The sequence below is a fragment of the Paenibacillus sabuli genome, assembly GCF_014705605.1.
GTDB classification, from domain to species: Bacteria; Bacillota; Bacilli; order Paenibacillales; family Paenibacillaceae; genus Paenibacillus_D; species Paenibacillus_D sabuli.
The window spans coordinates 145183-171533 of record NZ_JACXIZ010000014.1; the positions used below are offsets into that span (position 1 = coordinate 145183).

22 protein-coding genes are annotated in these 26351 nt (G+C 60.8%); all 22 read right to left on the reverse strand.

Translation table 11 applies throughout. The features are described 5' to 3' along the window. Nucleotides 1-19: 19 nt before the first annotated feature. Nucleotides 20-1237, reverse strand: coding sequence for an aspartate kinase (gene dapG / locus IDH44_RS08505; RefSeq protein ID WP_190916624.1), 1218 nt, complete (start codon nt 1235-1237; stop codon nt 20-22). Between the two features lie 57 nt (nt 1238-1294). Continuing rightward, nucleotides 1295-2335, reverse strand: a complete 1041-nt coding sequence (locus IDH44_RS08510) for an aspartate-semialdehyde dehydrogenase (protein WP_190916626.1) — start codon at nt 2333-2335, stop codon at nt 1295-1297. A 54-nt stretch (nt 2336-2389) separates the two neighbouring features. Further along, the gene (locus IDH44_RS08515) at nt 2390-2980 is read right to left on the reverse strand and encodes a dipicolinate synthase subunit B (RefSeq protein WP_190916628.1); all 591 of its coding nucleotides are present in this window, start codon (nt 2978-2980) and stop codon (nt 2390-2392) included. Beyond that, the gene (dpsA, locus tag IDH44_RS08520) at nt 2977-3876 is read right to left on the reverse strand and encodes a dipicolinate synthase subunit DpsA (RefSeq protein WP_190916630.1); all 900 of its coding nucleotides are present in this window, start codon (nt 3874-3876) and stop codon (nt 2977-2979) included. The genes IDH44_RS08515 and dpsA overlap by 4 nt, the downstream gene beginning before the upstream one ends. A gap of 186 nt (nt 3877-4062) precedes the next feature. After that, nucleotides 4063-4506, reverse strand: a complete 444-nt coding sequence (dut, locus tag IDH44_RS08525; protein ID WP_397326753.1) for a dUTP diphosphatase — start codon at nt 4504-4506, stop codon at nt 4063-4065. Next, nucleotides 4487-5752 (reverse strand): M16 family metallopeptidase, encoded by a 1266-nt coding sequence (locus IDH44_RS08530; protein ID WP_190916634.1) that lies wholly within the window; start codon nt 5750-5752, stop codon nt 4487-4489. The genes dut and IDH44_RS08530 overlap by 20 nt, the downstream gene beginning before the upstream one ends. A gap of 34 nt (nt 5753-5786) precedes the next feature. Continuing rightward, the gene (locus IDH44_RS08535) at nt 5787-6782 is read right to left on the reverse strand and encodes a polysaccharide deacetylase family protein (protein ID WP_317890136.1); all 996 of its coding nucleotides are present in this window, start codon (nt 6780-6782) and stop codon (nt 5787-5789) included. Nucleotides 6783-6911: 129 nt separating this feature from the next. Continuing rightward, nucleotides 6912-9011: a polyribonucleotide nucleotidyltransferase gene (pnp, locus tag IDH44_RS08540; protein ID WP_190916636.1), complete on the reverse strand. Its 2100-nt coding sequence runs from the start codon at nt 9009-9011 to the stop codon at nt 6912-6914. Nucleotides 9012-9176: 165 nt separating this feature from the next. Then, a complete protein-coding gene (gene rpsO, locus IDH44_RS08545; protein ID WP_190916638.1) occupies nt 9177-9446 on the reverse strand; it encodes a 30S ribosomal protein S15 in 270 nt (89 codons plus the stop codon). A 263-nt stretch (nt 9447-9709) separates the two neighbouring features. Next, nucleotides 9710-10660 (reverse strand): bifunctional riboflavin kinase/FAD synthetase, encoded by a 951-nt coding sequence (locus tag IDH44_RS08550; RefSeq protein ID WP_223869485.1) that lies wholly within the window; start codon nt 10658-10660, stop codon nt 9710-9712. A gap of 31 nt (nt 10661-10691) precedes the next feature. Further along, nucleotides 10692-11606, reverse strand: coding sequence for a tRNA pseudouridine(55) synthase TruB (truB, locus tag IDH44_RS08555; RefSeq protein WP_190916796.1), 915 nt, complete (start codon nt 11604-11606; stop codon nt 10692-10694). Beyond that, nucleotides 11606-12601, reverse strand: coding sequence for a DHH family phosphoesterase (locus tag IDH44_RS08560; RefSeq protein WP_190916643.1), 996 nt, complete (start codon nt 12599-12601; stop codon nt 11606-11608). Before IDH44_RS08560 ends, truB begins: the two co-directional genes overlap by 1 nt. Next, nucleotides 12598-12954 (reverse strand): 30S ribosome-binding factor RbfA, encoded by a 357-nt coding sequence (gene rbfA / locus IDH44_RS08565; RefSeq protein ID WP_190916645.1) that lies wholly within the window; start codon nt 12952-12954, stop codon nt 12598-12600. The genes IDH44_RS08560 and rbfA overlap by 4 nt, the downstream gene beginning before the upstream one ends. A gap of 7 nt (nt 12955-12961) precedes the next feature. Then, nucleotides 12962-15571, reverse strand: coding sequence for a translation initiation factor IF-2 (infB, locus tag IDH44_RS08570; protein ID WP_223869486.1), 2610 nt, complete (start codon nt 15569-15571; stop codon nt 12962-12964). Further along, the gene (locus IDH44_RS08580; protein ID WP_190916647.1) at nt 15564-15890 is read right to left on the reverse strand and encodes a L7Ae/L30e/S12e/Gadd45 family ribosomal protein; all 327 of its coding nucleotides are present in this window, start codon (nt 15888-15890) and stop codon (nt 15564-15566) included. The genes infB and IDH44_RS08580 overlap by 8 nt, the downstream gene beginning before the upstream one ends. Continuing rightward, a complete protein-coding gene (gene rnpM / locus IDH44_RS08585) occupies nt 15880-16191 on the reverse strand; it encodes an RNase P modulator RnpM (protein ID WP_190916649.1) in 312 nt (103 codons plus the stop codon). The genes IDH44_RS08580 and rnpM overlap by 11 nt, the downstream gene beginning before the upstream one ends. Nucleotides 16192-16224: 33 nt before the next feature. Further along, entirely contained in the window at nt 16225-17322 is a 1098-nt protein-coding gene (gene nusA / locus IDH44_RS08590) for a transcription termination factor NusA (RefSeq protein WP_190916651.1), read from the reverse strand. A gap of 26 nt (nt 17323-17348) precedes the next feature. Continuing rightward, nucleotides 17349-17810 (reverse strand): ribosome maturation factor RimP, encoded by a 462-nt coding sequence (gene rimP / locus IDH44_RS08595; protein WP_190916653.1) that lies wholly within the window; start codon nt 17808-17810, stop codon nt 17349-17351. A gap of 161 nt (nt 17811-17971) precedes the next feature. Next, nucleotides 17972-22276, reverse strand: coding sequence for a PolC-type DNA polymerase III (locus IDH44_RS08600; protein ID WP_190916655.1), 4305 nt, complete (start codon nt 22274-22276; stop codon nt 17972-17974). Nucleotides 22277-22325: 49 nt separating this feature from the next. Beyond that, nucleotides 22326-23774, reverse strand: coding sequence for a proline--tRNA ligase (gene proS, locus IDH44_RS08605; RefSeq protein ID WP_190916657.1), 1449 nt, complete (start codon nt 23772-23774; stop codon nt 22326-22328). Between the two features lie 14 nt (nt 23775-23788). After that, nucleotides 23789-25063, reverse strand: a complete 1275-nt coding sequence (gene rseP, locus IDH44_RS08610; RefSeq protein WP_190916659.1) for an RIP metalloprotease RseP — start codon at nt 25061-25063, stop codon at nt 23789-23791. A gap of 110 nt (nt 25064-25173) precedes the next feature. Further along, a complete protein-coding gene (locus tag IDH44_RS08615) occupies nt 25174-26313 on the reverse strand; it encodes a 1-deoxy-D-xylulose-5-phosphate reductoisomerase (protein ID WP_190916660.1) in 1140 nt (379 codons plus the stop codon). Between the last annotated feature and the right edge of the window lie 38 nt (nt 26314-26351).

The following is a 26351-nucleotide window of genomic DNA, read 5'->3' on the forward strand; positions in this document are numbered from 1 at the left end:
TAGAAATATTGTCGCCCGTTCATATTTTGTCGAGCTGAAACTTGGCATGCAGCGCACGCAGTGCGCCCTGCATATCGGGCTCGCGAACCAGTACCCAAATGGTGCTGTTGGAATCGGCGGATTGCAAAATTGTGATGTCTTGCTCAGCTAGCGCTTCGACGATACGGGCCATAATGCCCGGCACGCCGTTCATGCCGCCCCCGATAACCGATACTTTCGCGCAGCCGCCGACCGCCTGCGGCACATAGCCCAGTGCGCGCAGAATTTGCTGCGCCTTGGGCGCATCGGCGTCGAACACCGTATAGACAACGCCTGACGGGGTGACGTTGATGAAATCCACGCTAATCTGGGCACCGGCCATCGCCTGGAACACCTGCAACTGCACATCGTTGTTCCCGTCCTGCGCTTGCACCGACAACTGGGTGACTCCGGCCACATGTGCGATGCCGGTAACCGGCCGGTCCACGACCCCCTCGAGCGGCACTCCGGAGGCGCGATGGGTCACCAACGTCCCTTCATTGTCCGAAAAGGTCGAACGTACGCGCAGCGGGATCCCCGCTTGTTGCGCAATTTCGACAGCCCGGGGATGAATGACCTTGGCGCCTTGCCGCGCCATGTTGCAAATTTCACCATAGCTCACCAACACGAGCGGGCGCGCATTCGGCACAATGCGCGGGTCCGCCGTAAGAATCCCGTCCACGTCCGTATAAATATCGACCCGCTGCGCCTGCAATGCGGCTCCAAGGGCCGTAGCCGTCGTGTCCGACCCGCCGCGTCCCAAGGTCGTCGTCTCGCCTTGCTTGTCGACGCCTTGGAAGCCTGTGACGATCACAACCTGTTCTTCCTCCAAATGGCGAAGGACGGGCTCTGGATCGACCCGCATAATGCGCGCGTTGCCGAACATCCCGTCCGTTGCAATTCCGGCCTGACCGCCGTTGAGCACCACCGCGGGCACGCCCTGCTGGAGCAGGGCGGCGCAGAGCACAGCCGCGGAAATCACCTCGCCGCAGGCCAATAACAGATCCCGCTCGCGCAGCGGCAAAAATGAGACTGCGTCACCCGGCAACCCGAGCAACGTGTCGGTCGCGTACGGATCGCCTCCCCGGCCCATCGCCGAGACGACGACCGCCAGTCGGGCTCCCGCCTGCCGCTCGCGCGCGATATGGCCGACGACATGCGCGCGCGCCTCGCGGCCCGATAATGAAGTGCCTCCGAATTTTTGGACCAAGATACGCATGGCTGACCTCCGACAGGACGACAACCCGGTTTTCGCTTGACAAGACGGCCTTGCGCGTTACTCCTGCGTGAGGGCGATGTGTTCGGCGATTTGCACGGCATTCCAGGCCGCGCCTTTGAGCAGATTGTCGGAGACGATCCACAGATTCAAGCCGCGCGTATGTCCGAGATCCCGGCGGATGCGGCCCACGAATACGTCCGGCTTGCCTGCAGCTTCGGTCGCGAGCGGATACAGCTGGGCTTCCGGGTCGTCCTGCACGACGATGCCAGGAGCGTCGCTGAGCAACTGCTTGACCTCCTCGAGCTCATAGTCGCTCTTGAGCTCGACATAGACCGATTCCGAATGACCGTAGACGACAGGAATCCGTACGCAAGTCGCGGTAACATCAATCGATTCGTCGTCCAGAATTTTTTTCGTTTCGCGAATCATTTTCATCTCTTCCAGCGTATACCCGTTGTCCTGGAACACATCGATTTGCGGCACGGCGTTGAAGGCAATCTGATGCTTGACCGGCAGCGAACCGACCGGCAGCAGCTTCGCCTCGGCCGGCTCGCCGTCCAGCACTTGACGGGATTGCGTCTGCAGCTCTTCGATCGCCGATTGGCCTGCGCCGGATACCGCTTGATAGGTCGAGACGATCACGCGCGCCAGACCGTAGCGATCCCGCAGCGGCTTCAGCGCCGCGACCATTTGAATCGTCGAGCAGTTCGGATTGGCGATGATGCCTTTATGATCGCTCAGCTTGTCGAGATTGACCTCCGGCACGATCAGCGGCGTTTCCGGATCCATGCGGAAGGCGTTCGTATTGTCGATACAGATCACGCCTTGCGCCGCAGCTTGCGGTGCGAGCGCCTTGCTGACGCCGCCGCCCGCGCTGAACAAGGCAATTTCCACCCCTGCGAAGCTTTCCGGCGTCGCTTCCTGCACCGTAATTTCGCGTCCCTTGAACATAAGGGTCTTGCCGGCCGAGCGTGCGGACGACAGCAGCTTCAATTCAGCCACCGGAAAATCCCGCTGTTCGAGAAGCTTCAATATTTGTTCCCCTACTGCGCCTGTCGCCCCTACTACGGCAACGTTAAACATTTTTTGGTTCGTCATCTGTCGCTCTCCTCTTCCGATAGTCGACCGAACGCTCCTAACGCGGGTAGCCCTTTAGTCCGTACGTGCGATCAGCATCGGCTGCAATTGCCGCCCTTCGAGCGCGGCTTCGCACGTCTCCAGCGCCAAATCCATTCTGGCCACGAGCGAATTCGGTTTGTCCGCCGGATTATCCTGACCGAACGGAACAAAAAAAATGTCCCTTGTTACGAGCAGCTTTGCGATATTGGAAGCGTTCAGCCCTAGTCCGTCATTGGTCGAAATCGCCAGTACAACCGGCCGCCGGTTGCGCATCTGCGCCTTCGCCGCCATCAGCACAGCGCTGTCGGTCATTGCGTTGGCCAGCTTGCTTGTCGTGTTTCCGGTGCACGGTGCAATGACGAGCACATCGATCAGCTTCGAGGGCCCTAGCGGCTCGGCCTGCACGATCGTGGATATGAGCTCGTTTCCCGTTAAGTCTTTTAATTGACGCTGCCATTGCTCCGACGTGCCGAATCTCGTGTCCGTCGTCATGATCGACTGGGTCACGATCGGCACGACCTTCGCGCCTGCGTCGACAAAGCGTTTGATTTGCGGCATGACCTCCGCAAACGTGCAATGTGATCCGGATAAAGCATAACCGACCGTTTTGCCCTGCAGCTTCACCTGCCATCCCCCCGTTTCAAGCTTTGCTCCAGCAATAGCCGACTCAAGCAGTCCGCAATGATGCGTCCAGCGGTTTTGGGAGCGACGATTCCGGGGAGACCGGGAGCGAGCAGCGCCGTCATTCCCCGCTTCTCCGCATACCGGAAATCCGTTCCACCGGGCTTGGAGGCGAGGTCGATAATGACGGCGTGCGCGGGCAATTTTGCTATAATTTGCGCTGTGACTATCATAGTCGGTATTGTGTTAAAAAGCAAGTCAATGTTCCCCGCCTGCTGCGCCAAATCCCTGATGTAGAAAGGGCTGATCCCCATCTCCGCCGCTCTGGCAAAATGCGCTTCCCGGCGTACGCCGGCACTGACCGACGCTCCGAGTCCCTGCAGCACCCGCGCCAGCGTCAGCCCCGTTCGCCCCATGCCGAGCACGGCGCAGCGCGAGCCGTGAATCGTCGTGTCGGTGTTCTGAATCGCCATCATCAGCGCGCCTTCGGCTGTCGGAATCGAATTGTAGATTGCCACATCGTCAAGCTCCAGCAGCTCGACCAGGCCCAGCCCCCGGGCGCTGCACAGCTCGCGCAAATAAGAGCGCGCCATCCCGACATACACGACGCAATGCCGCGGCAGCAGGGCGGCCTCCCGTTCCGTAAACGTCAGCTCGGCCTCGCTGAACGCCGCGCTCACGCGGCCCTCCTCGTCACAGCCCGGGACCGGCAGGACGAGCGCGTCCGCCTCGGCAAAACGAGCGTCTGCGAACGCTACCCGCACAGCGCCCTCGGGCGCTTCGTCCAGCTGGTCAAAGCCTGCCATCTCAACCGACGCATCGAGCTCGGAAAGCTTGCGCGCAACTTCGAGCTGGCGCGCGTCCCCTCCGAGCAGCAGCACTTGCATGCCTGTGAGCATCAAGGTACTCTCCCTTCTGCACACTTGAGTGATACTGCATCTTATGCGCGTGCCCAGTCCGGGGTGACAGGGCGAAGGGCCAGGCGAGCGGCTTCACACGTCGACAAGAAAAAACCGGACGCTGCATGCAGCGTCCGGTTCGGCCCGAATTCCATATAAAATCGCTCGCTGACTGATGTCAGGCTGTTACTTGCCGGTGTGGCCGAAGCCGCCCGCGCCCCTGACGGTATCCGGCAGCTCGCCGACCTCCTCCAGCGCAATCGATGGCACATGCTGGAAGACGAGCTGCGCGATCCGTTCGCCGCGCCGGATGACGAACGGCTCCTGGCCGAGATTGATCAGCAGCACCTTCACCTCGCCCCGATAATCCGCATCGATCGTGCCGGGGGTATTCAGGCAGGTGACGCCGTGCTTGTAGGCGAGTCCGCTACGCGGCCGCACCTGCGCCTCCAGGCCTTGCGGCATCGCCAGCGCGAAGCCGCCGGGCACCAGCGCCCGCGCCCCGGGCTGCAGCGTCAGCTCCTCCGCGAGCGCCGCATGCACGTCATAGCCGCTCGCGCCCTCCGACATGCGCATCGGCAGCGGCAAGTCCTCGTTACCGGGCAGCCGTTTAATGTGTACGTGATTCAATGGTATTCCTCCCTGCCATCGCGGCATCCTTGTCATCCGATCCGACCATGGAGATCGCGAACGGCGCGCCGAGCACATGCGCGATCACCTCGTCGATATCGTGCATCGTGACGTTCTCGATCCGTTGCAGCATCTCGTCGAGGGTGTAGTGCCGGCCCAGCATGAGCTCGTTTTTGCCGATCCGGTTCATCCGACTGCTCGTGCTCTCCAGACTGAGAATCAGGCTGCCCTTGAGCTGCTCCTTGCCGCGCGAGAGCTCGGCCTCGGACAGTCCGCCGCCCGAGAGCTCGGTCAGCATCTCCAGCGTCAGGTCCATCACTTCCTTCGTCTGCTTCGGCGCCGTGCCAGCATAGATGGTGAACAGCCCGGTGTCGGCATAGGAGGTATGATAGGAATAGACCGAATACGCCAGGCCCCGTTTCTCGCGAATCTCCTGGAACAAGCGCGAGCTCATGCCCCCGCCGAGCGCATTGTTCAGCAGAATCATGGCGTACAGCTTGGCATCGGAGATGGAATAGCCCGGGAACGACAGACAGATATGGTTTTGTTCCGTCTTTTTGGCATGGAACACATAATCGCCGCGGAAGGTCGGCGCGACGAGCGGTCTCGAGGCTCCCTGGTTGGCGAAGCCGCCGAAATGACGCTCCAGCAGCTCCAGCACCGCCTGATCCTCCACGTTGCCGGCTACGCTGATCACAGTATTGTCGATGCGGTACTGCTCGCGCATGTAAGCGCGGAGCCGCTCGCTGTCCATCTCGGCCAGCCGCTCCTCCAGGCCGAGGATCGAGTATGCCAGCGAATGGTCGCCGAACGCCGCTTTCGAGGCTTCGTCGTGCACCTTGTCATCCGGCGTATCGTCGTACATCGCGATTTCCTCGAGGATGACGTTTTTTTCTTTGGCCAGCTCTTCCGCATCCAGCTGCGATTCAAAAAACATATCGGCGAGCGCTTCGGCCGCAATCGGCAAATGCGTGTCGAGCACCTTCGCAAAGTAACAGGTATACTCCTTGGACGTAAACGCGTTGACATTGCCGCCGATGCCGTCGAACAGATCCGCAATGTCGCGCGCGCTGCGCCGCTTCGTGCCCTTGAACAACATATGCTCGATAAAATGCGAGATGCCGTTGTTTTCCGGCGTCTCGTTGCGCGAGCCGGTCTTTACCCATATTCCAAAGGAAACCGATCTGCAGGTCGGTATTTTTTCGATCACGACGCGCAGTCCGTTTGCCAAGTTGTACTTCTTCACCGGGTCCCCTCCTTAAATCAATGCTTCCACTATATCAGAATTGGAGCTTCCCCTCAACCGGATCGATTCGTTCCGGCGACAGCGTCTCGCCGACACTGCCGGGCGCGAGGCCTTTTTCCCGAATCGCCGCGATCATGCCCCGCAGCGCGCCGCTGGATGCCTTCGTCGGATGCATCAGGATGAGCGTGCCCGCTTCGACGCGGCGCTCAATTTTTTCGACGACGGAGACAGCGGACGGATTTTGCCAATCGACGGTATCCAGCGTCCACAGCACCGTCTGCAGGCCCGACTCGCGCGCCACCTCGACCGTCTGCTGATTGTAATCGCCGGAGGGCGGCGCGAACCAGCGATTGTTCGTTTCCCCGAAGGTCTGCTTGAGCACATCCTCGGTGCGGGTAATCTGGCTGCGCGCCGAACTCCTGTCCAGCCGGCTCATGGCCGGGTGCGTATAGGCGTGATTGGACAACTCGTGTCCGCCCGCCTGAATACGCTTGCCCAGCTCTGGATTTTTGGCAAGCCACGACCCGTCGAAAAAAAACGTCGCCCGCACCCCTTCGTCTCGCAGCACCTGAAGCATCGGCTCCACGTAGGCGTTGCCCCAGGCCACGTTGATCATCAGGCCTACCATCGGCTTGGCGGGATTGCCGCGGTAGACCGGGTAGGCGCCGAGCGACTCCAGCGTGATTTTGGCCGGGATCTCGCGGTACAGATAAGTAATCGGCTCCTGCGGCGGACGCTGCGCGGCCAGCCGGTAGGTCCGTTCGATATCGACTTCCAGACCGTTGTAGCCGGGAATTGCCTTCCAGACACGGTCGACCCGGGCGTCGATCGGCGCGACCCTTCGTTTGCCGGCTTCCGCCTGGATTTGCTCGTACAGCGAAGCGGCCGAGGCTTCTGCGCGCATGGCCTGCTCTTGCGGAACCTTGCGCTTGAGCGCCTCGACGAGCGCCGCCGTGCCGTCGTGCAGCTCGTACACCGCCAGTACGAGCGCCGCTCCCAGCAGCGCCGCCAGCGCTTTTTTCCGGTTCACGCGCTCCCCCCCTTGTCCGCAAGCTTTTGTAACAGCTTATGAGCGGACGCGCGGGTTTATGTACCCAAACAAAAAGAGACAGACAGGATCTGGCTCTTTGTGATGAAGCTATGCAATTGGAGAGACGTCTTAGTTGCCGGACAGCTGAGCGGCCAGTACGGCCTTGCGCGACAGATTGACGCGGCCCTGTCCGTCGATTTCCGTGACTTTGACCGTGATGACATCGCCGATTTTGACGACGTCCTCGGTTTTGCCCACGCGCTCGGCAGCGAGCTGCGAGATGTGAACGAGGCCTTCCTTGCCGGGCAGAATTTCGACGAATGCGCCGAACTTTTCAACCCGCTTGACCTTGCCCTCGTACACTTCGCCGACGACCACTTCCTTCACGATGCCTTCGATAATCTGCTTTGCCTTCTGGTTCATTTCTTCGTTGGAGGAGGCGATGAACACGCTGCCGTCCTGCTCAATGTCGATTTTGACTCCGGTTTCCTCGATGATCTTGTTGATAATCTTGCCGCCGGCGCCAATGACGTCGCGGATTTTTTCGGGATTGATGCGCATGATGAGAATTTTCGGCGCATATTGCGACAGGCTCGTGCGTGGCTGCTGCAGCACGTCAAGCATTTTGCCGAGAATGACCATTCGTCCTTCGCGAGCCTGCTCCAGCGCCTGCGTCAAAATCGCGCGGTCGATGCCGGCAATTTTGATGTCCATCTGGATCGCCGTTACGCCTTCCGCCGTTCCGGCTACCTTGAAGTCCATGTCGCCGAGATGATCTTCGAGCCCCTGGATATCGGTGAGGATCGAGAAATGCTCGCCTTCCTTGATCAGACCCATTGCCACGCCTGCCACCGGCGCCTTGATCGGCACGCCCGCGTCCATCATCGCCAGCGTGCTGGCGCAGATGCTCGCCTGCGACGAGGAGCCGTTGGATTCGAGCACCTCGGATACGAGGCGGATCGTGTACGGGAAGTCCGTCTCCGACGGAATGACCTTGGAGAGCGCACGCTCGCCCAGCGCGCCGTGCCCGATCTCGCGCCGTCCCGGCGCACGCAGCGGTCTTGCCTCGCCGACGCTGAAGGGCGGGAAATTATAGTGATGCATGAACCGCTTCGTCTCCGTCAAGTCGATGCCGTCCAGAATCTGCACATCGCCAAGCGCGCCGAGGGTGCAAATGCTGAGCGCCTGCGTCTGACCGCGCGTGAACAATCCCGAGCCATGCGTACGCGGCAGCAGCGCGACGTCGCATTCGATCGGGCGAATCTCGCTCAGCCCCCGTCCGTCCGGACGCACCTTGTCCACCGTAATCAAGCGGCGCACCTCGTCTTTGACGATGTCGTGCAGCGCTTCCTTGACTTCGCCCATGAGCTCGGGCGTCTCGGCATAGCGTGCCTCGAAATGCGCAATCGCGTCGGCCTCCGCCTCGTCGATAGCTTGCTGACGCGCATGCTTTTCCTGGACTTGAATGGCCTCGACCATTCGCGTCAGCGTATAATCCTTCACCGCAGTGACGACATCCGGCTGAAGCGCGTGCAGCTTGACCTCCATCTTCGGTTTGCCGGCTTGCGCGACCAGTTCCTGCTGGGTGGCGACAATTTTGCGAATCTCCTCATGTCCGAACATGATCGCTTCGAGCATGACCGCTTCCGACACTTCGTTGGCCTCGGCCTCGACCATCATGATCGCGTCCTTCGTGCCAGCAACGACGACATGAATGTCGCTTTTCGCTTCCTGGTCGACCGTCGGATTGATGACATACTGGCCGTCGATGCGGCCGACGATGACACCGCCGATCGGGCCGTCGAAGGGCACATCCGAGATCGAGAGCGCCGCCGAGGTTCCGATCATTGCCGCGATCTCAGGCGTGCAGTTCTGATCGACGCTCATGACGATGTTCATGATTTGCACATCGTTGCGGAAGCCCTCCGGGAACAGCGGGCGAATCGGACGGTCGGTGAGACGGCTGGCGAGGATCGCCTTTTCGCTCGGACGTCCTTCCCGCTTGATGAAGCCGCCCGGGATTTTGCCGACCGCGTACAAGCGCTCCTCATAATTGACCGTCAACGGGAAAAAGTCGAGGTCCTTCGGCTGCTTGGACGCCGTTACAGTACACAGTACGACGGTCTCGCCGTAGCGCACCGTTACCGCACCGTTGGCCTGCTTGGCCAAGCGGCCGGTCTCCAGGACCAGCTTGCGCCCCCCCAGCTCCATTTCTACCTGATGGTTCATGTTATCCCTCCTGTCTTTCTTTTTAATTCATTCGACTTTAATTCATTCGACGAGGGCGGCCGATCTCCTGCCGCGGCCGGCACCGCTACAAAAAACAACCCGCTGCCACAGTCGAGTCCGGACGCGCCGGACGGCTGGACAACCAGGTTGCTTCTCTCTCGCATGTTATCGGCGCAGGCCGAGTTTTTCGATCAATGCGCTGTAGCGCTTTACGTCCTTGTTCTTCAGGTAAGCGAGCAGCTTGCGGCGCTGGCCTACCATCTTGAGCAGACCGCGGCGGGAATGGTGGTCCTTCTTGTGCTCCCGCAAATGCTGCGTCAAGTTGATGATGTTCTCCGTCAGGATCGCCACCTGCACTTCCGGCGAGCCGGTATCTCCCTCGTGCGTCTTGTGCTGGTCGATCAGCTCGTTCTTGCGCTCTTGTGTTACTGCCATCCTCTGTCACCTCCTGTCCTTGAATCGCCGGTAGCCTCGTCGCCGCTGGTGAGGGCGAGCAACCAAGCCACGGTTCCATGTTGCGACGCGTCGCCGCAACGAGATTTAGTATAGCACATCTGCACTTGCAAAGTAAATGCCCAAGGCGAAACGGCTGCCGCCGTAATTTGCCGGCGCCAGTCAGTTTCGTTCCGCGAAATTTAGACAAGGATATACGAGATCATATACTTTCTATAATTTGAACGCAGGGTACGCCCGCCGGCTCAGCCCCGGCGCGTTTCCGCCGCTGCAAGCAGCTCGCGGGCCTGCTCGGCATCCGCCCGGATCTGCGCCACCAAGGCATCGACGGAATCGAACTTGCGCTCCGGCCGCAAAAACTGCATCACATCCAGCTGCAGCTCGCGGCCGTACAAATCGCCGCTGAAATCAAACAAATGCGCCTCCAGCGTCGGCTTGACGGTGCCGTCCTCGAATGTCGGCTTGACGCCGACGTTCATCACACCGTGGAGCCGCAGGCCCTCGTAATGGGCGACCACCGCATACACGCCGTGACGCGGCAGCGCATACGGTCCGCCGAGTTCCACATTGGCAGTCGGAAAGCCAATCGTCCGTCCGCGACCGGCGCCGTGCGCGACAATGCCGCGCAGCCGATACGGCCGTCCCAGCAGTAAGGTAGCTTGCTCCATTGCCCCGCTGGCGATGTTTTCGCGTACGAGCGTGCTGCTCACCTTCTGTCCGTTGAGATGATACGCCTCGGCCACCTCCACCTCCATGAAGGGCTCCCCGAGCTGCCGGAGCAGCTCGGGCGTGCCGCGGCCGCGATGACCAAAGGCAAAATCGAAGCCGACGAACGCCTTGCGGATAGCAAGCGGCCGCAGGGCATCGTCGACGAATTGCTCGGGCGACACCTGCGCGAAGCTGCGGTCGAAGCGAAACACGTACGCACGGTCGACGCCCAGCTCGGCAAATTGCTCCAGCTTGTCCGCTAGCGGCGTCAAGCAAGCGACATACTGGTCGCCTTGTCCGAGCACTGCCTTGGGATGCGGATCAAAGGTCATGACCGAGCCCAGCAAATCATGCTCCCGCGCGTAACGCACGGCACGCGAGATGACCGTGCGATGGCCTTTGTGCACGCCGTCAAAATGGCCGATCGCGAGCGTTTGTCCGACTTCGCTCCGCTCCGATTCGGATAACGGATAATGTAAGGTGATCATTTCCACTGCTGCTACACCTGCATTTCTTTAGTCAAGACTCGGCCTGCGCAAATACCTTCACCGGCCGGATGATGCCCTCCTGCGGGTTGCTCTGAAAAATGCCGAGAAAACGGCCGCCAAGGCCATATAGCCGCAAAAGCTGTTCTCCTGCGGTATCTGGATCGTCCATGCGCAGCGGCAATTTCTTGCCCTGCATAGCCGCTCGTGCCTCGTCGGCCGGCACCGTCAGTCGGGGCAAATGGGCAACCGCGCGGTCCGGCGGCAGCAGGCAGTCCGCGGCGGTCTGCTCCTGCGCGCGTCGCTCCAGCTCCTCCAGCGTCACGCAGTCCGCCTGCGTCAGCCCCGCAGACACCGTCCGGACCAGCTTGGCCATCGCCGCCGGCACGCCGAGCGCGCGCCCGATGTCCACACACAGCGTACGGATGTAGGTGCCCTTCGAACAGGTGGCCGAGAAGGCGATGCGCGGACTGTCCCCGGACAACTCAAGACGCAGCAGCTCGAGCGCATGGATCGTCACGGTCCGCTCGGGGCGCTCAACCTCCTGACCCGCGCGCGCCAGCTCGTACAGCCGCTTGCCCTGGACGCGCACCGCGGAATACATCGGCGGCGTCTGGCGGATGTCGCCGACAAAGCGGACGAGCGTCTGCCGGATCTGACGCTCGTCCAGCTCCACGCGGTCGAGCTGTTCCAGCACAGTGCCCGTCAGATCCTCCGTGTCGGTGGCCACGCCAAACTGCAGCTCGGCCTCATATGTCTTGGGCAGCGATTGCATATATTCCACCAGTCTCGTGGCGCGCCCCACGCCAAGCGGCAGCACCCCGGTCACTGCGGGATCGAGCGTGCCGGCATGACCGATGCGCTTCGTGCCCAGCAGTCGCCTGGCGCGGGCCACCACATCATGCGAGGTCCAGCCTGCCGGCTTCCATACGGCCAGGATTCCGTCCATCACGAGGGCAGCACCTCGCTGATCGCTGCGAGGACCCGGGCGCTGGCCTCCGTCAACGAACACTCGAGCCGGCAGCCGGCAGCGCGCGTGTGACCGCCTCCGCCGAATCGCTGTGCGATCGCGGCGACATCCACCTTCCCGGCGGAACGCATGCTCACCTTGATGCCGCCGTCGGCCGCGCCCTTGAACAAAATGCCGACCTCCACGCCCTCTACGTTGCGGGCATAGTTGACCAGTCCTTCGAGATCCTCGCCGGCCGCGCCGGTCTGCGCCAGGTCCGAATGCTCGATATAGAGCCAGCCGATGCGTCCGCCCGCCGTGAATTGCAGGCGGGACAAGCCGCGCTGCAGCAGCTGCAGCTGCGGCATCGTCATCATCTCCAGCATCCGCTCGGCGATCGCGCTGCCGCTCACTCCGTGGCCGATCAGCTCCGCGGCAATGCGCAGCACATGCGCGCTCGTGTTGGCATACCGGAAGCCGCCGGTGTCGGTCAAGAGCCCGACATAGAGCGGCTCCGCCACCTGCATATCGAGTGCAAGTCCGGCATGCGCAATCAGATCATACAGGATTTCGGCGGTCGCCGCGGCGTTGGTGCGCACGACATTGACCGCGCCGAACTGGTCATTGGTCGGATGGTGATCGATATTGAGCAGCTGCACGCCGTCCGCGAACGACTGACTGACCGTGCCGATGCGGCGAAAGTCCGCACAATCGACACTGACCACGCGCGCGTAGCGGCGTGCGTGGTCAGTGTCCGGAAGTTGTACGATGCTGCCGGTCAGCGGCAGGAAGCGAAGCCTTCCCGGCACCTCGTCCTCGTTGGCCAGCACGTAGCGCTTGCCGAGCTTGCCGAGCAGCCAGCCGATAATGACCGTCGAGCTGATCGCATCGCCGTCCGGCTGGACATGGGAGACGACGAGATAGTCGTCTCCCTCCCGCAGGAAGCGCAGTGCCGCGTCCAGTTGCTCGCGATAACCCGCGACGGCGCCGCTCATGCTCTGCCGTCTCCCTTGTTGATCTCCTCCAGCAGCGATTCGATGCGGCTGCCGTACTCGATGCTGCTGTCGAATTTGAACAGCAGCTCCGGCGTATGGCGCAGCCGGATCCGCTTGCCCAGTTCGGAGCGGATAAAGCCGGCGCCGCGCGCCAGCGCCTTGAGCGTCTCTTCCTTCTGCTCATCGCTGCCGAGCACGCTCAGATAGACCTTGGCCTGCGAAAGATCGCTGGTCACGTCCACTCCGGTCACGGTGATGAAGCCGATGCGCGGGTCCTTGAGCTCGGTCTGAATAATTAGACTGAGCTCTTTTTTAATCTGTTCCCCGACGCGTCCGACCCGAATTTTTGCCATGCTGCGCTCACCTCTCTACCTTTTCCATCACAAAGGCTTCGATGACGTCGCCTTCTTTCAAATCGTTAAAGCGCTCAAGCGTGATGCCGCACTCGTAGCCTTGCGCGACTTCCTTCGCGTCGTCCTTGAAGCGTTTGAGCGAATCGAGCTTGCCCTCGTATACGACGATGCCTTCGCGTACGACGCGCGCCTCGGCGGCACGCAGCATTTTGCCCGAGGTCACCATGCAGCCAGCAATCGTGCCGACCTTGCTGACCTTGAACAGATTGCGCACTTCGGCATGGCCGACGACGCTCTCTTTGTATACCGGGTCGAGCATTCCTTTCATCGCCTGCTCGATCTCGTCGATGACGTTGTAGATGACGCGATGCAGTCGAATGTCGACATTCTCCTGATCGGCGGCGATCTTGGCCTGCGGCTCCGGACGGACGTTGAAGCCGATCACGATCGCATTCGACGCCGTGGCGAGGATGATGTCCGATTCCGTAATCGCGCCGACGCCGCTATGAATGATCTTGACGCGCACGCCCTCGATTTCGATTTTTTCCAGCGATCCCTTGAGCGCCTCGAAGGAGCCTTGGACGTCGGCCTTGATAATGACGTACAGATCCTTGATCTCGCCGTCTTTGATGTGCTGGTACAGATCGTCCAGCGTAACACGGGAGTTCGTGCCGAGCTCCGACTGGCGGTGCTTGATCGCGCGCCGCTCTGCAATGGCGCGCGCCTTGCGCTCGTCTTCGAACGCCAGGAACGGATCGCCCGCGAGCGGCACCTCGGCCAGACCGGTAATCTCGATCGGCGTGGACGGCCCGGCTTCCTTCAGTCTGCGTCCCTTGTCGTTGACCATTGCCCGCACGCGGCCGAAGCAGTTGCCGGCGACGAACGCATCGCCGACCTTGAGCGTGCCATGCTGGACGAGCACGCGCGCGATCGGGCCTTTGCCTTTGTCCAGCTCGGCCTCGATGACCGTCGCGCGAGCGCGCTTGTTCGGGTTGGCCTTGTAGTCGTTCACCTCGGCTACGAGCAGCACCATCTCCAGCAGTCCCTCGAGATTGATGCGCTCCTTGGCCGACAGGTTGACGAAGATCGTATCGCCGCCCCATTCCTCGGGCACGAGCTCGTATTCGGTGAGCGCCTGCTTAATCTTATCCGGGTCGGCGCCGGGCTTGTCGATTTTGTTGACGGCCACGATGATCGGCACGCCGGCCGCTTTGGCGTGGTTGATCGCTTCGACCGTCTGCGGCATGACGCCGTCGTCGGCCGCCACGACCAGGATTGTAATATCCGTCACCTGGGCGCCGCGCGCGCGCATCGTCGTGAACGCCTCGTGACCCGGCGTATCCAGGAACGTAATTTTTTTGCCGTTTACGTCAACCTGATAGGCGCCGATATGCTGCGTGATGCCCCCGGCTTCGCCGCCGGTGACGTCCGTGTGCCGGATCGCATCGAGCAGCGTCGTTTTGCCGTGGTCGACGTGACCCATGATCGTCACGACCGGCGGACGCGGCTCGAGGTCGGCTTCGTCGTCGGTTTCCTCGAACGTTTCGAAGGCGTCCTCCTCGACCGGAATCTTGAGCTCCACCTCTACGCCGTAGTCCGAGGATACGAGCTGGATCGCATCGAGATCAAGCTCCTGGTTGATCGTGGCCATGACGCCGAGGAACATCAGCTTTTTGATGACCTCCGAGGCGTCCTTGTGGAGCAGCTTGGCCAGATCGCCGACGGTCATCGTACCGCGTACGATGATCTTCTTCGGCGTATTGTCGATTTTTTCCCGACGCTCCTGCTGCTGGTTGCCGCGTCCGCGGTTATTTTTGCCGCGACCGCCGCGACCGCCGCGGTTGTCATCGAAGCGCCGGTTGCCGCCGCCTTGGCCGCCGGGTCCGCGCCGATTATTGCTGCCGCGTCCGCCTTGGCCGCCTTGACCACCTTGGCCGCCGCGTCCGCCGCCCGACGTAGCCCCGCCTCGGTTTTGTCCCGCCGGCTTGGCATTGTCGAAGCGCTGGCCGCCGCCGCGCGCGCCGCCGCCTTGACCGCCGCCCGAGCCGCCCGAACCGCCGGCATTGCCTGCCGGACGCGGCGCGCCGGTACGTCCTCCGCCGCCGCCTTGCCCTTGCTGCTGGCGTCCGCCGCCCTGGCCGCCCTGGCCGCCTTGCCCTGCCGGACGCTGACCGCGCGCGCCGCCTTGCTGTCCTTGTCCTTGTCCTTGTCCTTGACCGCCCGAGCGCTGTCTGTCGCCGCCCTGACCCGATTGCCGCTGTTGGTTAGATCTGTTTTGAGTCGAGTTCATATTCTCCTGCCGATCATTTTGATTTTGTTTGGTGCCTGTCTGCGTCCGGCTCAGTCCCGGCCCGCCCTGCGTCTTCGGTTTGCCAGGCGCTTGCGCGGCCGATACGGTAGCGCCCGATTCTTGCGCCCGCTTGGCCGCCGCGTTCGATTTGATGTCGCGGAAGAAGCCTTCCACACGGCCGACCATATCGTTTTCCATGACGCTCATATGGTTGTTGACCGGAATATCCAGCCGTTTCAGAATCGTAATGATCTCTTTGCTGCTCATATTGAGCGATTTTGCATATTCATAGACGCGCAGTTTATCCTTGTTGTCCTGTTTAGTCAATATTCTCCACCTCCGGTAGTTGACTCAATTGCTTTTGGATCATCGCTGCGAAGCCTTGGTCCGTGACGGCTACCAAGACGCGTTCGGCTTTGCCGATCGCCTGGCCGATGGATACGCGATCCAGCGCCACGGCGTAATCTACGCCGTAAGTCGCGCATTTGTCCAGCACCTTCTTGCGCGTGCCGGGCGCGGTGTCCGTCGCGATCAGCACCAGCTTGGCTTTGCCGTCGCGTATGCAGCGATGTACGATCTCCTCCCCGGTCGCCAGCTTGCCGGCCCGCATGGCCATCCCGAGATTGGACAGCACTTTATGGTTCACGGGCGTTCAGCTCCTTGGCGGCTTCAAATTGGTCCTGCACTTTTACAAAATCCTGCTCCAAACGGTCGTATAGGTCCGCATCGACCGTCGCCTTGAGCGCCCGGTCGAGCGCGCGAGCTTTGCGGGCGAGCCGGAAGCATTCCACCTTGCCGCACAGATAAGCGCCGCGGCCGGGCTTTTTTCCGGTCAGATCGATCAACGTTTCGCCCTCCGGCGTGCGCACGATGCGAATCAGTTCCTTTTTAGGCATCATTTCCTGGCAGGCTACGCATTTGCGCAGCGGAATTTTTCTCGGTCTCATACTCGTTCTCCCCTTTGAAGCGTTCCGACAAGATCAATCGATGGAGACCGAATCCTGCGGCATCGTATCGGATTGCGTCCGCGGACGGCCGTATTCCTCCTCCGCCTGCGTCTCGCTCTTGATGTCGATTTTCCAGCCGGTCAGCTTCGCCGCGAGCCGCGCATTCTGCCCCTTGATGCCGATGGCCAGCGACAGCTGATAATCCGGCACGATGACGCGCGCCATCTTCTCCTGCTCGAACACGATGACCTCGAGCACCTTGGACGGACTGAGCGCATTGGCGACGTACTCCTCGACATTGTCCGACCAGCGTACGATATCGATTTTCTCACCCTTGAGCTCGGTCACGATCGTCTGCACCCGCATGCCCTTGGGACCGACGCAGGAGCCGACCGGATCGACCTCCTCGTTGCGCGAATGGACCGCGATTTTGGAGCGGAAGCCCGCCTCGCGCGCTACGGAGCGAATTTCGACGACGCCGTCATAGATTTCCGGAACCTCCAGCTCGAAGAGCCGCTTCAACAAGCCGGGATGCGTGCGCGAGAGGATGATTTGCGGACCCTTGGTCGTGTTCTCCACCTTCGTAATGAAGCTTTTCACCCGGTCCAGATGCTTGAACTTGTCGGTCGGCATCAGCTCGGTCAGAGGCAGCACCGCTTCCACTTTGCCCAAATCTACAAACAGATTGCGCGTATCCTGACGCTGCACGAAGCCGTTGACAATGTCCTCTTCCTTGTCGATGAAGGCATTGTAGATCAACCCGCGTTCCGCCTCGCGAATGCGCTGCGTGACCACCTGCTTGGCGGTCTGCGCCGCGATACGTCCGAAGTCGCGGGGCGTCACTTCAATTTCGGCAATGTCGTCGAGCTGATAATGCGGATTGATTTCACGCGAGGCCTCCACGGAAATTTCCATCCGGGGATCCAGTACTTCCTCGACGACCGTTTTGCGCGCATATACCTTGATGACGCCGGTAAACCGGTTAATGTCGACGCGAACGTTTTGCGCGGTGTTGAAATTGCGCTTGTAGCTGGAAATGAGCGCAGCTTCGATGGCTTCGATCAACACATCCTTGGCTATCCCTTTATCCCGTTCGATTTCCGACAACGCTTCAATAAAATCCGTGCTCATTTGAAATGAGTTCCTCCTTTGGACAATTAGAAAACAATAGCCAGCCGTGCGCTCGCAACCTTGGCGTACGGAATGGTGTGGCGTTTTTTGCCGATCGCGATAACCAGTTGCTCGCCGTCGAAAGTCTGCAACTGTCCCTCAAACTCCTTCAAGCCGTCAAGCGCCTCGTACGTCGTCACGAAGACATGCTTTCCCACAGCCTTGCGCAGATCATCCGCTTTCTTGAGCGGGCGTTCGGCGCCGGGAGAAGACACCTCGAGGAAGTAAGCCTTGTCGATCGGATCGTTGCGATCGAGCGCTTCGCTCAAAAACTCGCTGATTTTGCCGCATTCGTCGATGTCGATGCCGCCGTCCTTGTCGACGTAAACCCGCAAGAACCAGTTGCTCCCCTCCTTGACAAACTCGATGTCCACCAGCTCGAAGCCGTTGTCGTCGAGGTAAGGACGAACCAGTTGCTCGACGGCGCTATTGATAGCCGTTGTACTCAAACTAGCGACCTCCCACGTGGTTGATTGCAATTTCTATGCTTATATTTGGGCAAAAGGTAAAGAGTGGGTTGCCCCACTCTTCTGCGGAATACTTTATCATCAGGATTGCCAGAAAAATTATACCATAACCCTGCGAAAGTGACAAGACGGCGGGGCTCTGCCTAGAACAGCGACAACTGATTTGTCTCAGGGAGACCGCGGAAGCAGCCCATCTCCGTCAGCAGCTCGACGACGGTTTTGCTGGCCTTGGATTTTTGCTGGAAGTCCTCGATCGACAGGAATTCGCCCTCTTCCTTCGCCGCCGCAATGTTGCGGGCGGCGTTGTCGCCGATGCCGCCGATTGCCGCGAACGGCGGGATCAGCGAATCGCCTTCGATGGTGAAGCGCAGCGCGTCGGATTTGAACAGATCGATCGGTTTGAAGGAGAAGCCGCGTGCGGTCATCTCCAGCGCCATTTCCAGAATGGACACCATTGCCTTTTCCTTCGGCAGCGCCTGGAAGCCCTTGGCCTCGATCTCGACCAGCTTGCGCTTGATCGCGTCGTAGCCCTGACAGAGCAGCTCCAGATCGAAGTCCTCCGCCCGCACCGTGAAGTACGTGGCGTAATAGGCGATCGGATAATACAGCTTGAAAAACGCCGTCCGCACCGCCGAGATGACATACGCCGCGGCATGCGCCTTCGGAAACATGTACTCGATGCGCAGGCAGGAGTCGATGTACCATTGCGGCACCTTGCAAGCTTTCATCTCCTCGATCCACTCCGGCGTGAGTCCCCTGCCCTTGCGCACGCTCTCGGTAATCTTGAAGGCGAGTCCGGCATCCATGCCGGCCTTGTAGATCAGGTACAGCATGATATCGTCGCGGCACCCGATGACCGTTTTGATCGTGCACGTATTGTTTTTGATGAGCTCCTGGGCATTGCCGAGCCAGACGCCGGTGCCGTGCGAGAGCCCCGAGATCTGCAGCAGATCGGCAAAGGTCGAAGGCTGCGTTTCGTCCAGCATTTGACGCACGAACTTGGTGCCCATCTCCGGCACCCCGTAAGTGGCGACAGGCGTTCGAATCTGCTCCGGCGTGACGCCGAGCGCATCCGTGGAATTGAACAGGCTCATCACCTTCGGATCGTTCATCGGAATCGATGTCGGATCGACCCCGGTCAGGTCCTGCAGCATCCGCATCATCGTCGGATCGTCGTGTCCGAGAATGTCGAGCTTGAGCAGATTGGTCTCGAAGGCGTGATAGTCGAAATGCGTCGTTTTCCATTCCGCGCTCGTATCGTCGGCCGGAAATTGCACCGGCGTCACATCCTCGACCTCAATGTAATCCGGCACGACGACGATACCGCCCGGATGCTGTCCCGTGCTTCGCTTGACGCCGGTGCAACCGCTGGCCAGCCGGTTCAGCTCGGCGCCGCGCCACTTTTTGCCCTGCTGCTCCTCGTACTTTTTGGCGAAGCCGTAGGCCGTCTTCTCCGCTACCGTCCCGATCGTGCCGGCACGGAACACGCTTTTTTCGCCGAACAGCACCTTCGTATAGTTGTGCGCGTGGGGCTGGTATTCGCCGGAGAAGTTCAAGTCGATATCCGGCACTTTGTCCCCCTTGAAGCCGAGGAAGGTCTCGAACGGAATGTCCTGCCCCTCGCCTTTCATCATGCGCCCGCACTCGGGGCATGCCTTGTCAGGCAGGTCGAAGCCGCTCTTGACGCTGCCGTCGAGGAACCATTCGCTGTACTTGCAGTCGGGATCCTTGCACAAGTAGTGCGCCGGCAGCGGATTGACCTCGGAGATGCCCAGGAAGGTCGCCACGACCGAGGAGCCGACCGAGCCCCGCGAGCCGACGAGGTACCCGTCCTCGTTTGATTTTTTGACGAGCCGCTCGGAGATCAGATAGTTCGCCGAGAAGCCGAACTTGATGATCGGCACGAGCTCCTTCTCCAGCCGCTGCACGACGACGTCGGGAATCGGCTCGCCATACATGCTGCGCGCCGTCGCATAGCAGGTCTCGCGAATCTCCTCGTCCGCCCCCTCCATATTCGGCGTGAACAGCTTGTCGGGGAACATCTCGAACGGCTCGAACCGCTCGGCGAGCGCGTTCGTATTCGTGACGACGATCTCGTAGGCCTTGTCCTCGCCGAGGAACGCCATCTCCTTGAGCATTTCCTCGGTCGTGCGGAAGTGGGCGTCGGGCTTGGTCATATCCTTCAGCGGGCTGAACCCCGTAATGCCCTGGATTGTAATGTCGCGATAGATTTTGTCGCGCTCGTTCAGATAATGGACATTGCCGGTGGCGATGACCGGCTTGCCGAGCTTGTCGCCGATACGCACGACGCGCCGCAGCGCCTGTTCCAGCTCGGCGCGGCTGCCGACCAGCCCCTTCTCCACCAGATGCATGTAGAAGGTCAGCGGCTGCACCTCCAGCACATCGTAGAACCGGGCCACCTCTTCCGCCTCTTCCTCCGACTTGTTCAGCACGGTTTCAAAAAATTCGCCCTTCTCGCAGCCGGAGACGATCAACAGCCCTTCCCGCATTTCCGTCAGCTTGCTCTTGGGCATACGGGCGACGCGCTTGAAATGGGCCGTATGCGAGAGGGAAATGAGCTTGAACAGATTTTTTTTACCGGTCGCGTCAAGCGCATAGACCCCGCAATGAAACGGTCGCGCATTGGAAAGATCAAGCCCGGTGTAGTCGTTGAGCTGATGGAGACCGGTAATGTGGCGCTCCGCCGCATCCTTGATCAATCCGTATAGCACCCCGCCGAGCGCGAGCGAATCGTCGACAGCGCGGTGATGATTGTCAAGACTGATTTTGTAGCGGTCGGCAAGCGTGTTGAGCCGGTGATTTTTCATCGACGGGTGAAGGAAGCGCGCCAGCTCCAGCGTGTCGAGCACCGGATTGTCGACCTCCGGCATGTCGTGCGCCTTGCACGCCGCCTGGATGAATCCGATATCGAAGCGGGCATTATGCGCCACCAGTACCGCGTTGCCCACGAATGCGACGAATTCCTGCAGCTTCGGCCCGAGCTCGGGGGCGCCCGCGACCATATCGTCGGTAATATTGGTGAGCTGCTGAATGTGGTACGGAATTTTTTCATGCGGATCGATCAGCGTGGAGAAGCGCTCAGTCTCCTGCCCGTTCACCATTTTGACCCCGGCCAGCTCGATGATTTTGTTGTTGATGACCGAGAGGCCGGTCGTCTCGATGTCGAACACGACGTATTCGGCATCCGCCAGCGCTTGCTCGCGCGGGTTCAGCACCATCGGCACAGCGTCGTTGATCACATTGGCCTCGACGCCGTACAGCAGCTTAATGCCGTTTTTTTGGGCGTGCTTGTACGCGTCCGGGTAGCACTGCACATTGCTGTGATCGGTGACCGCCAGTGCCGTGTGCCCCCATTTGGCCGCGGTTTTTATGTAGGCGTCGATCGACGTCACGGCGTCCATCGTGCTCATCGTCGTATGCAGATGGAATTCGACGCGCTTGTTCTCCGCTTCGTCGGTGCGCTCCTTCGGCGCGCGGACCTCGTGCAGATCGTTTGGCATCATGACCAGCTCGGGCTCTTGCATGAAGCGGTCGTATTCGACGCGGCCGCGGGCCTTGATCCACTTGCCATTGGCCAGCAGCCCGTATAGCTTGACGTCCTCCTTCGTCTTGGCGAACAGCTTCATCGCCATCGAATCGGTGAAGTCCGTCACGTAGAAGGTGAACAGCGTGCTGCCGTTGCGCAGCTCCTTCACTTCGAGTCCGAATACGGTGCCCTGCACCGTTATTTTCTTTTCTTCCTCGATGATCTGCTCGAGCGGGGTCGGCTGTTCGCGGATATCGTAGCCGATCACGAGCTGCTGCTGCCCCTCTTCCTCGGGCGGCGCCTCGCTGACGGCACTGGCCATCATCTGCTCGATGATCTCGCGCTCCTCCTGGACGAGCCGCTGGTTGAACGCCTCCTGCTCCTCCGGCTGCGTTTCCCCGGCCAACAGCCGAATGCTGCAACCGGCGCGGAAATGGCGCTCAAAATAGTCGGACGCCGCCTCGGCGATCCGCTTCTTCCTGGCCATTTCCAGAGCGGCGCTGCTGCTCAGCGTCAGCGTCAAGCCGGCCCCGTCGCGCTCCAGCACGGCCTTGCCGAGCCAGCCGTTGACCGAGGCCATCTCGCGCTGCGCCCACTCAACAAACATCGGCCAGTAGGCATGCACCAGCTCCGCAGCCGCGACGGTCTCGTCATGCACGAATACGAACGCGCAGTCGGCAATATGAGCGAATTGGTCCCGCACGGTCCCCGTTAACCGCACATGCGCCTCCAAAGGCGCCAAGGACGTTTTGCGTATGCAAAACGTCCATCTCCGGTTGCCGCCGCTAACGATGACCCGCTCGATCTCGGCATCGGCGTAATACGCGGCGCCAAATTCCTCCGGCAGCTGCGCCTGCTCCAGCAGAAGCCGGAAGCGGCCGCGGTTGTTTGCTTCGTTCACAGTGGCTTCCCCTCCCCAGGTTCGGCTTGCCGCCTGCCGGCGGCGCGAATCAGTATGCCCGTGCGAACACGACGGTGTGCTTGGCCTCGGCGCCGCAGACGAGACAGGTCGACTTCTCGTGTTCCGGCTGGAACGGAATGTTGCGGCTCGTCGCCCCGGTCTCTTCCTTCACCTGCCGCTCGCATGCCTCCGAGCCGCACCAGCCCGCCTCGACGAATCCGCGGCTCGCCTCTTGTTGCGCCTTGAGCTCGTCCAGCGTGTCGACCGACTTGGAATGCTCTTCACGGAACCGCAGTGCCTTGTCGTACATCTCGCGCTGAATTTCGTCCAGCAGCCGCGTCACTTCATCCACGATGCCGCTCTGCTGCACGACGCGCTTCTCGCCCGAGCTGCGCGAGACGAGCACGGCGGCGCCGTTCTCCATGTCGCGAGGGCCGAGCTCGAGCCGAATCGGCACGCCGCGCATCTCGTATTCGTTGAATTTCCAGCCCGGGCTCAGGTCGGCACGATCGTCCACGCGTACGCGGATGCCGGCTTTTTTGAGCTCGGCGTACAGCTCGTCGACGCGGGCGATGACCTGCTCGCGCGTCTTGGGCGGCCCGATCGGAATCATGACAACCTGCGTCGGCGCCACCTTCGGCGGCAGCGCCAGGCCGCGATCGTCGCCGTGCACCATGATGAGCGCGCCGATCAGGCGCGTGCTGACGCCCCAGGAGGTCGTATGCGCATGCTGCAAATTGTTCTCGCGATCCAGGAATTTGATGTCGAAGGCCACTGCAAAATTCGTCCCCAAATAATGCGAGGTGCCCGCCTGCACGGCGCGGCCGTCCTTCATCATCGCCTCGATCGAGAACGTATCGACCGCCCCCGCGAATTTTTCGGACGGCGTCTTTTGCCCGACGATGACCGGCATCGCCAGGAAATTCTCCACGAAGTCGCGATAAATTTCGAGCATCTGCATCGTTTCCTCGCGCGCCTCTTCCTCCGTCTCGTGCGCGGTATGCCCCTCCTGCCAGAGGAACTCGCTCGTCCGCAAGAACGGCAGCGTTCGCTTTTCCCAGCGCACGACATTGGCCCACTGGTTGATTTTGACCGGCAGGTCGCGATACGACTGGATCCACTTGGCATACATATGACCGATCATCGTCTCCGAGGTCGGCCGAATGGCCAGCCGCTCCTCCAACTGCTCGCCGGCGGCCTCCGTCACCCAGGGCAGCTCCGGGTTGAAGCCTTCGACGTGGTCCTTCTCCTTCTGGAAGAAGCTCTCGGGAATAAAGAGCGGAAAGTACGCATTGCGGTGACCGGTTTCCTTGAACCGGCGGTCGAGCTCATCCTGAATGTTTTCCCACAGCTCGAAGCCCTCGGGACGGAAGACGATGCATCCGCGCACCGGCGAATAATCCATCAGCTCCGCTTTTTTGATCACATCGATATACCAGCGTGAGAAATCCTCGCCCTGCGGCGTAATTTCCGATACGAACTGCTTGTCTTTAGCCATGAGCCCCTCCTTGATTACCCTCTAACCAGTCGTAGTATGTCGTTGTAGGTGACCGCAAGCATCAATAGCATAAGCATTGCGAACCCGATGAAATGCACCATGCTCTCCCGATTCGGATCGATCGGACGGCCGCGCAGCCCCTCTACGCCGAGGAAAACGAGCCGGCTTCCGTCCAGTGCCGGAATCGGCAGCAAATTGAAGATCCCCAAGTACAAGCTGAGGATCGCCGTCCACGAGATCAGTTGGGCGATGCCCTCGCTTGCAATCTGACTCGTGACCTCCGCCGTTCGCACCGGGCCTCCCAGATCGTCGAGCGAGAATTGGCCCAAAATCAGCATTTTAAAGCCTTCGAATATGTTAATCGTCATATTTTTCATGGCGTTGCCGGCAAACTTGAAGGTCTCCCAAAAACCGGCGGAGCGCAGCTGATAGGTCGGTGCTATGCCTACCTTTCCCAAGCCTGACGCCTCCTCGAGCTCCGGCGTAATCTGCAGCCGAATCTCCTGCCCCTCGCGCACGACGACCCAATCCATCGGCTCGTCGGCGGAGCTACCGATCAATTCGATCATGCCGTCCACGTCGCCGCCGACGGCGATGCCGTTGATGGATTTGATTTCGTCGCCGACCTCGAGATTGGCTTGGGCCGCAGGCCTCCCCTCGATGATGTCGCCGATCATCACCTTGTCGGGATTGTCCACCGGCACACCCGTCAATTGAATGTACAGTGCGAATAGCACAAAAGCCAAGATGAAATTCATCATCGGCCCGGCAAAAATCGCCATCGCCCGCTTGCCAACGGACTTGCTGCCGAATTGACGGTCGAGCGGGGCGATCTGGGTCTCGCGGCCCTTGGCAATCATTAGCGCTTGCGGATCGACTGTATAAGGCTCGACCTCGCCGTCAATCTCCAGCGTCAGCTCAAGGTCGCGCTCCAGATCGATCGTCTGTACCTCGCCGCGCACGATATTGCTGCGCTCGTCGAGCCGGTCCAGGTAGAGCCTCGTCACCTTCGTGCCGTCGAGCCGGACGCCGACAGTCTGCCCCTTCTGCACGTCGACAATCTCCGGATCCTCGCCGGCCATCCGCACGAAGCCGCCGGCCGGAATGAGACGCAGCGTATAGCGGGTCTCGCCCTTCTTGACGGAAAACAGCTTCGGCCCGAAGCCGATGGCGAACTCGCGCACCAAAATGCCCGCCCGCTTGGCAAAATAGAAATGTCCCCATTCATGGATGGACACAATTACAAAAAAGACTAGAACTGTCAACAAGACGTTCTGAACCATCTCCAACTCGACCTGCCCCCTGTTCGTAACGGCCTGTACTTTAGATTATCATTATTCCGCCTGCCGTTACAAGAGAACCCCCGGCTTGCCCGAAGCCGCAACGGCGCAAGGTGCGATCACAGTCCTCCGGCCGCGTTCCGCGCCCAGGCATCGGCCTCTTCGATGGTCGCCAGATCCGGCGTCGCCACCGGAACGTGACGCTCCAGCACCGTCTCCAACACCCGCTCGATATCCAGAAAGGCGAGCTCGCCGGCCAGAAAGCGCGCAACCGCTACCTCGTTGGCCGCATTGAACACCGTCGTCGCCGTGCCGCCCTGACGGCCGCAGGCGAAGGCAAGCGCCAGGCAACGGTACCGCTCGTAATCCATCTCGCGAAAATCGAGTGTGCCGAGCTCCGCCAGCCGCAGCGGCGAGGTCGGCGTCGGCCTCCGGCCCGGATAGGCCAGCGCATACCCGATCGGCACGCGCATGTCCGGATTGCCGAGCTGCGCCACACAGCTGTAGTCCACGAACTCGACCATCGAATGAATGATGCTCTGCGGGTGGATCAGCACCTCGATCCGATCATAGGGCATGTCGAACAGCCAATGGGCCTCAATGACCTCCAGCCCTTTATTGACCATTGTCGCCGAATCGATCGTAATTTTGGCGCCCATTGCCCAGTTCGGATGCTGGAGCGCCTCCTTGACCGTCACGTCACGCAGCTGCTCGCGGCTGCGATCCCGGAAGGACCCGCCCGATGCGGTCAGCACGAGCTTGTTCACCTCGTGCGCGGGCGCGCCCGCCAAACATTGGAAGATGGCCGAATGCTCGCTGTCAATCGGCAAGATCGTACAATTGCGGGCTTTTGCGCGTGCCATGACGAGATGCCCGGCCGTGACCAGCGTTTCCTTATTGGCCAGCCCGATCGTCTTGCCTGCATCGATCGCCGCCAGCGTGGAGCGCAGACCGATACTCCCGACCAGCGCCGTCACGACCAGGTCCGCCTCCGTCGCCGCGGCTGCTTCAATCAGGCCTTCTTCGCCGTGTACGACGCGGATGTGACCCGGCAGCAATCGGGCCGCTTCCTGCGCCGCCTCGCGCGTGCCCAGACAGACGAGCCGAGGGCGATGGCGCATGGCTTGTTCCACGAGCAGACCGACGTTGCCGCCGGCCGCCAGCGCGGTGACCGCATAGTGCTCGGGCGCATGCTCGATCACATCCAGAGTCTGGGTGCCGATCGAGCCCGTTGAGCCTAGCACTGCTATTTTTTTCACGTTGCATCATCCCTCGATCCTGATTGCCGCCCTCGGAG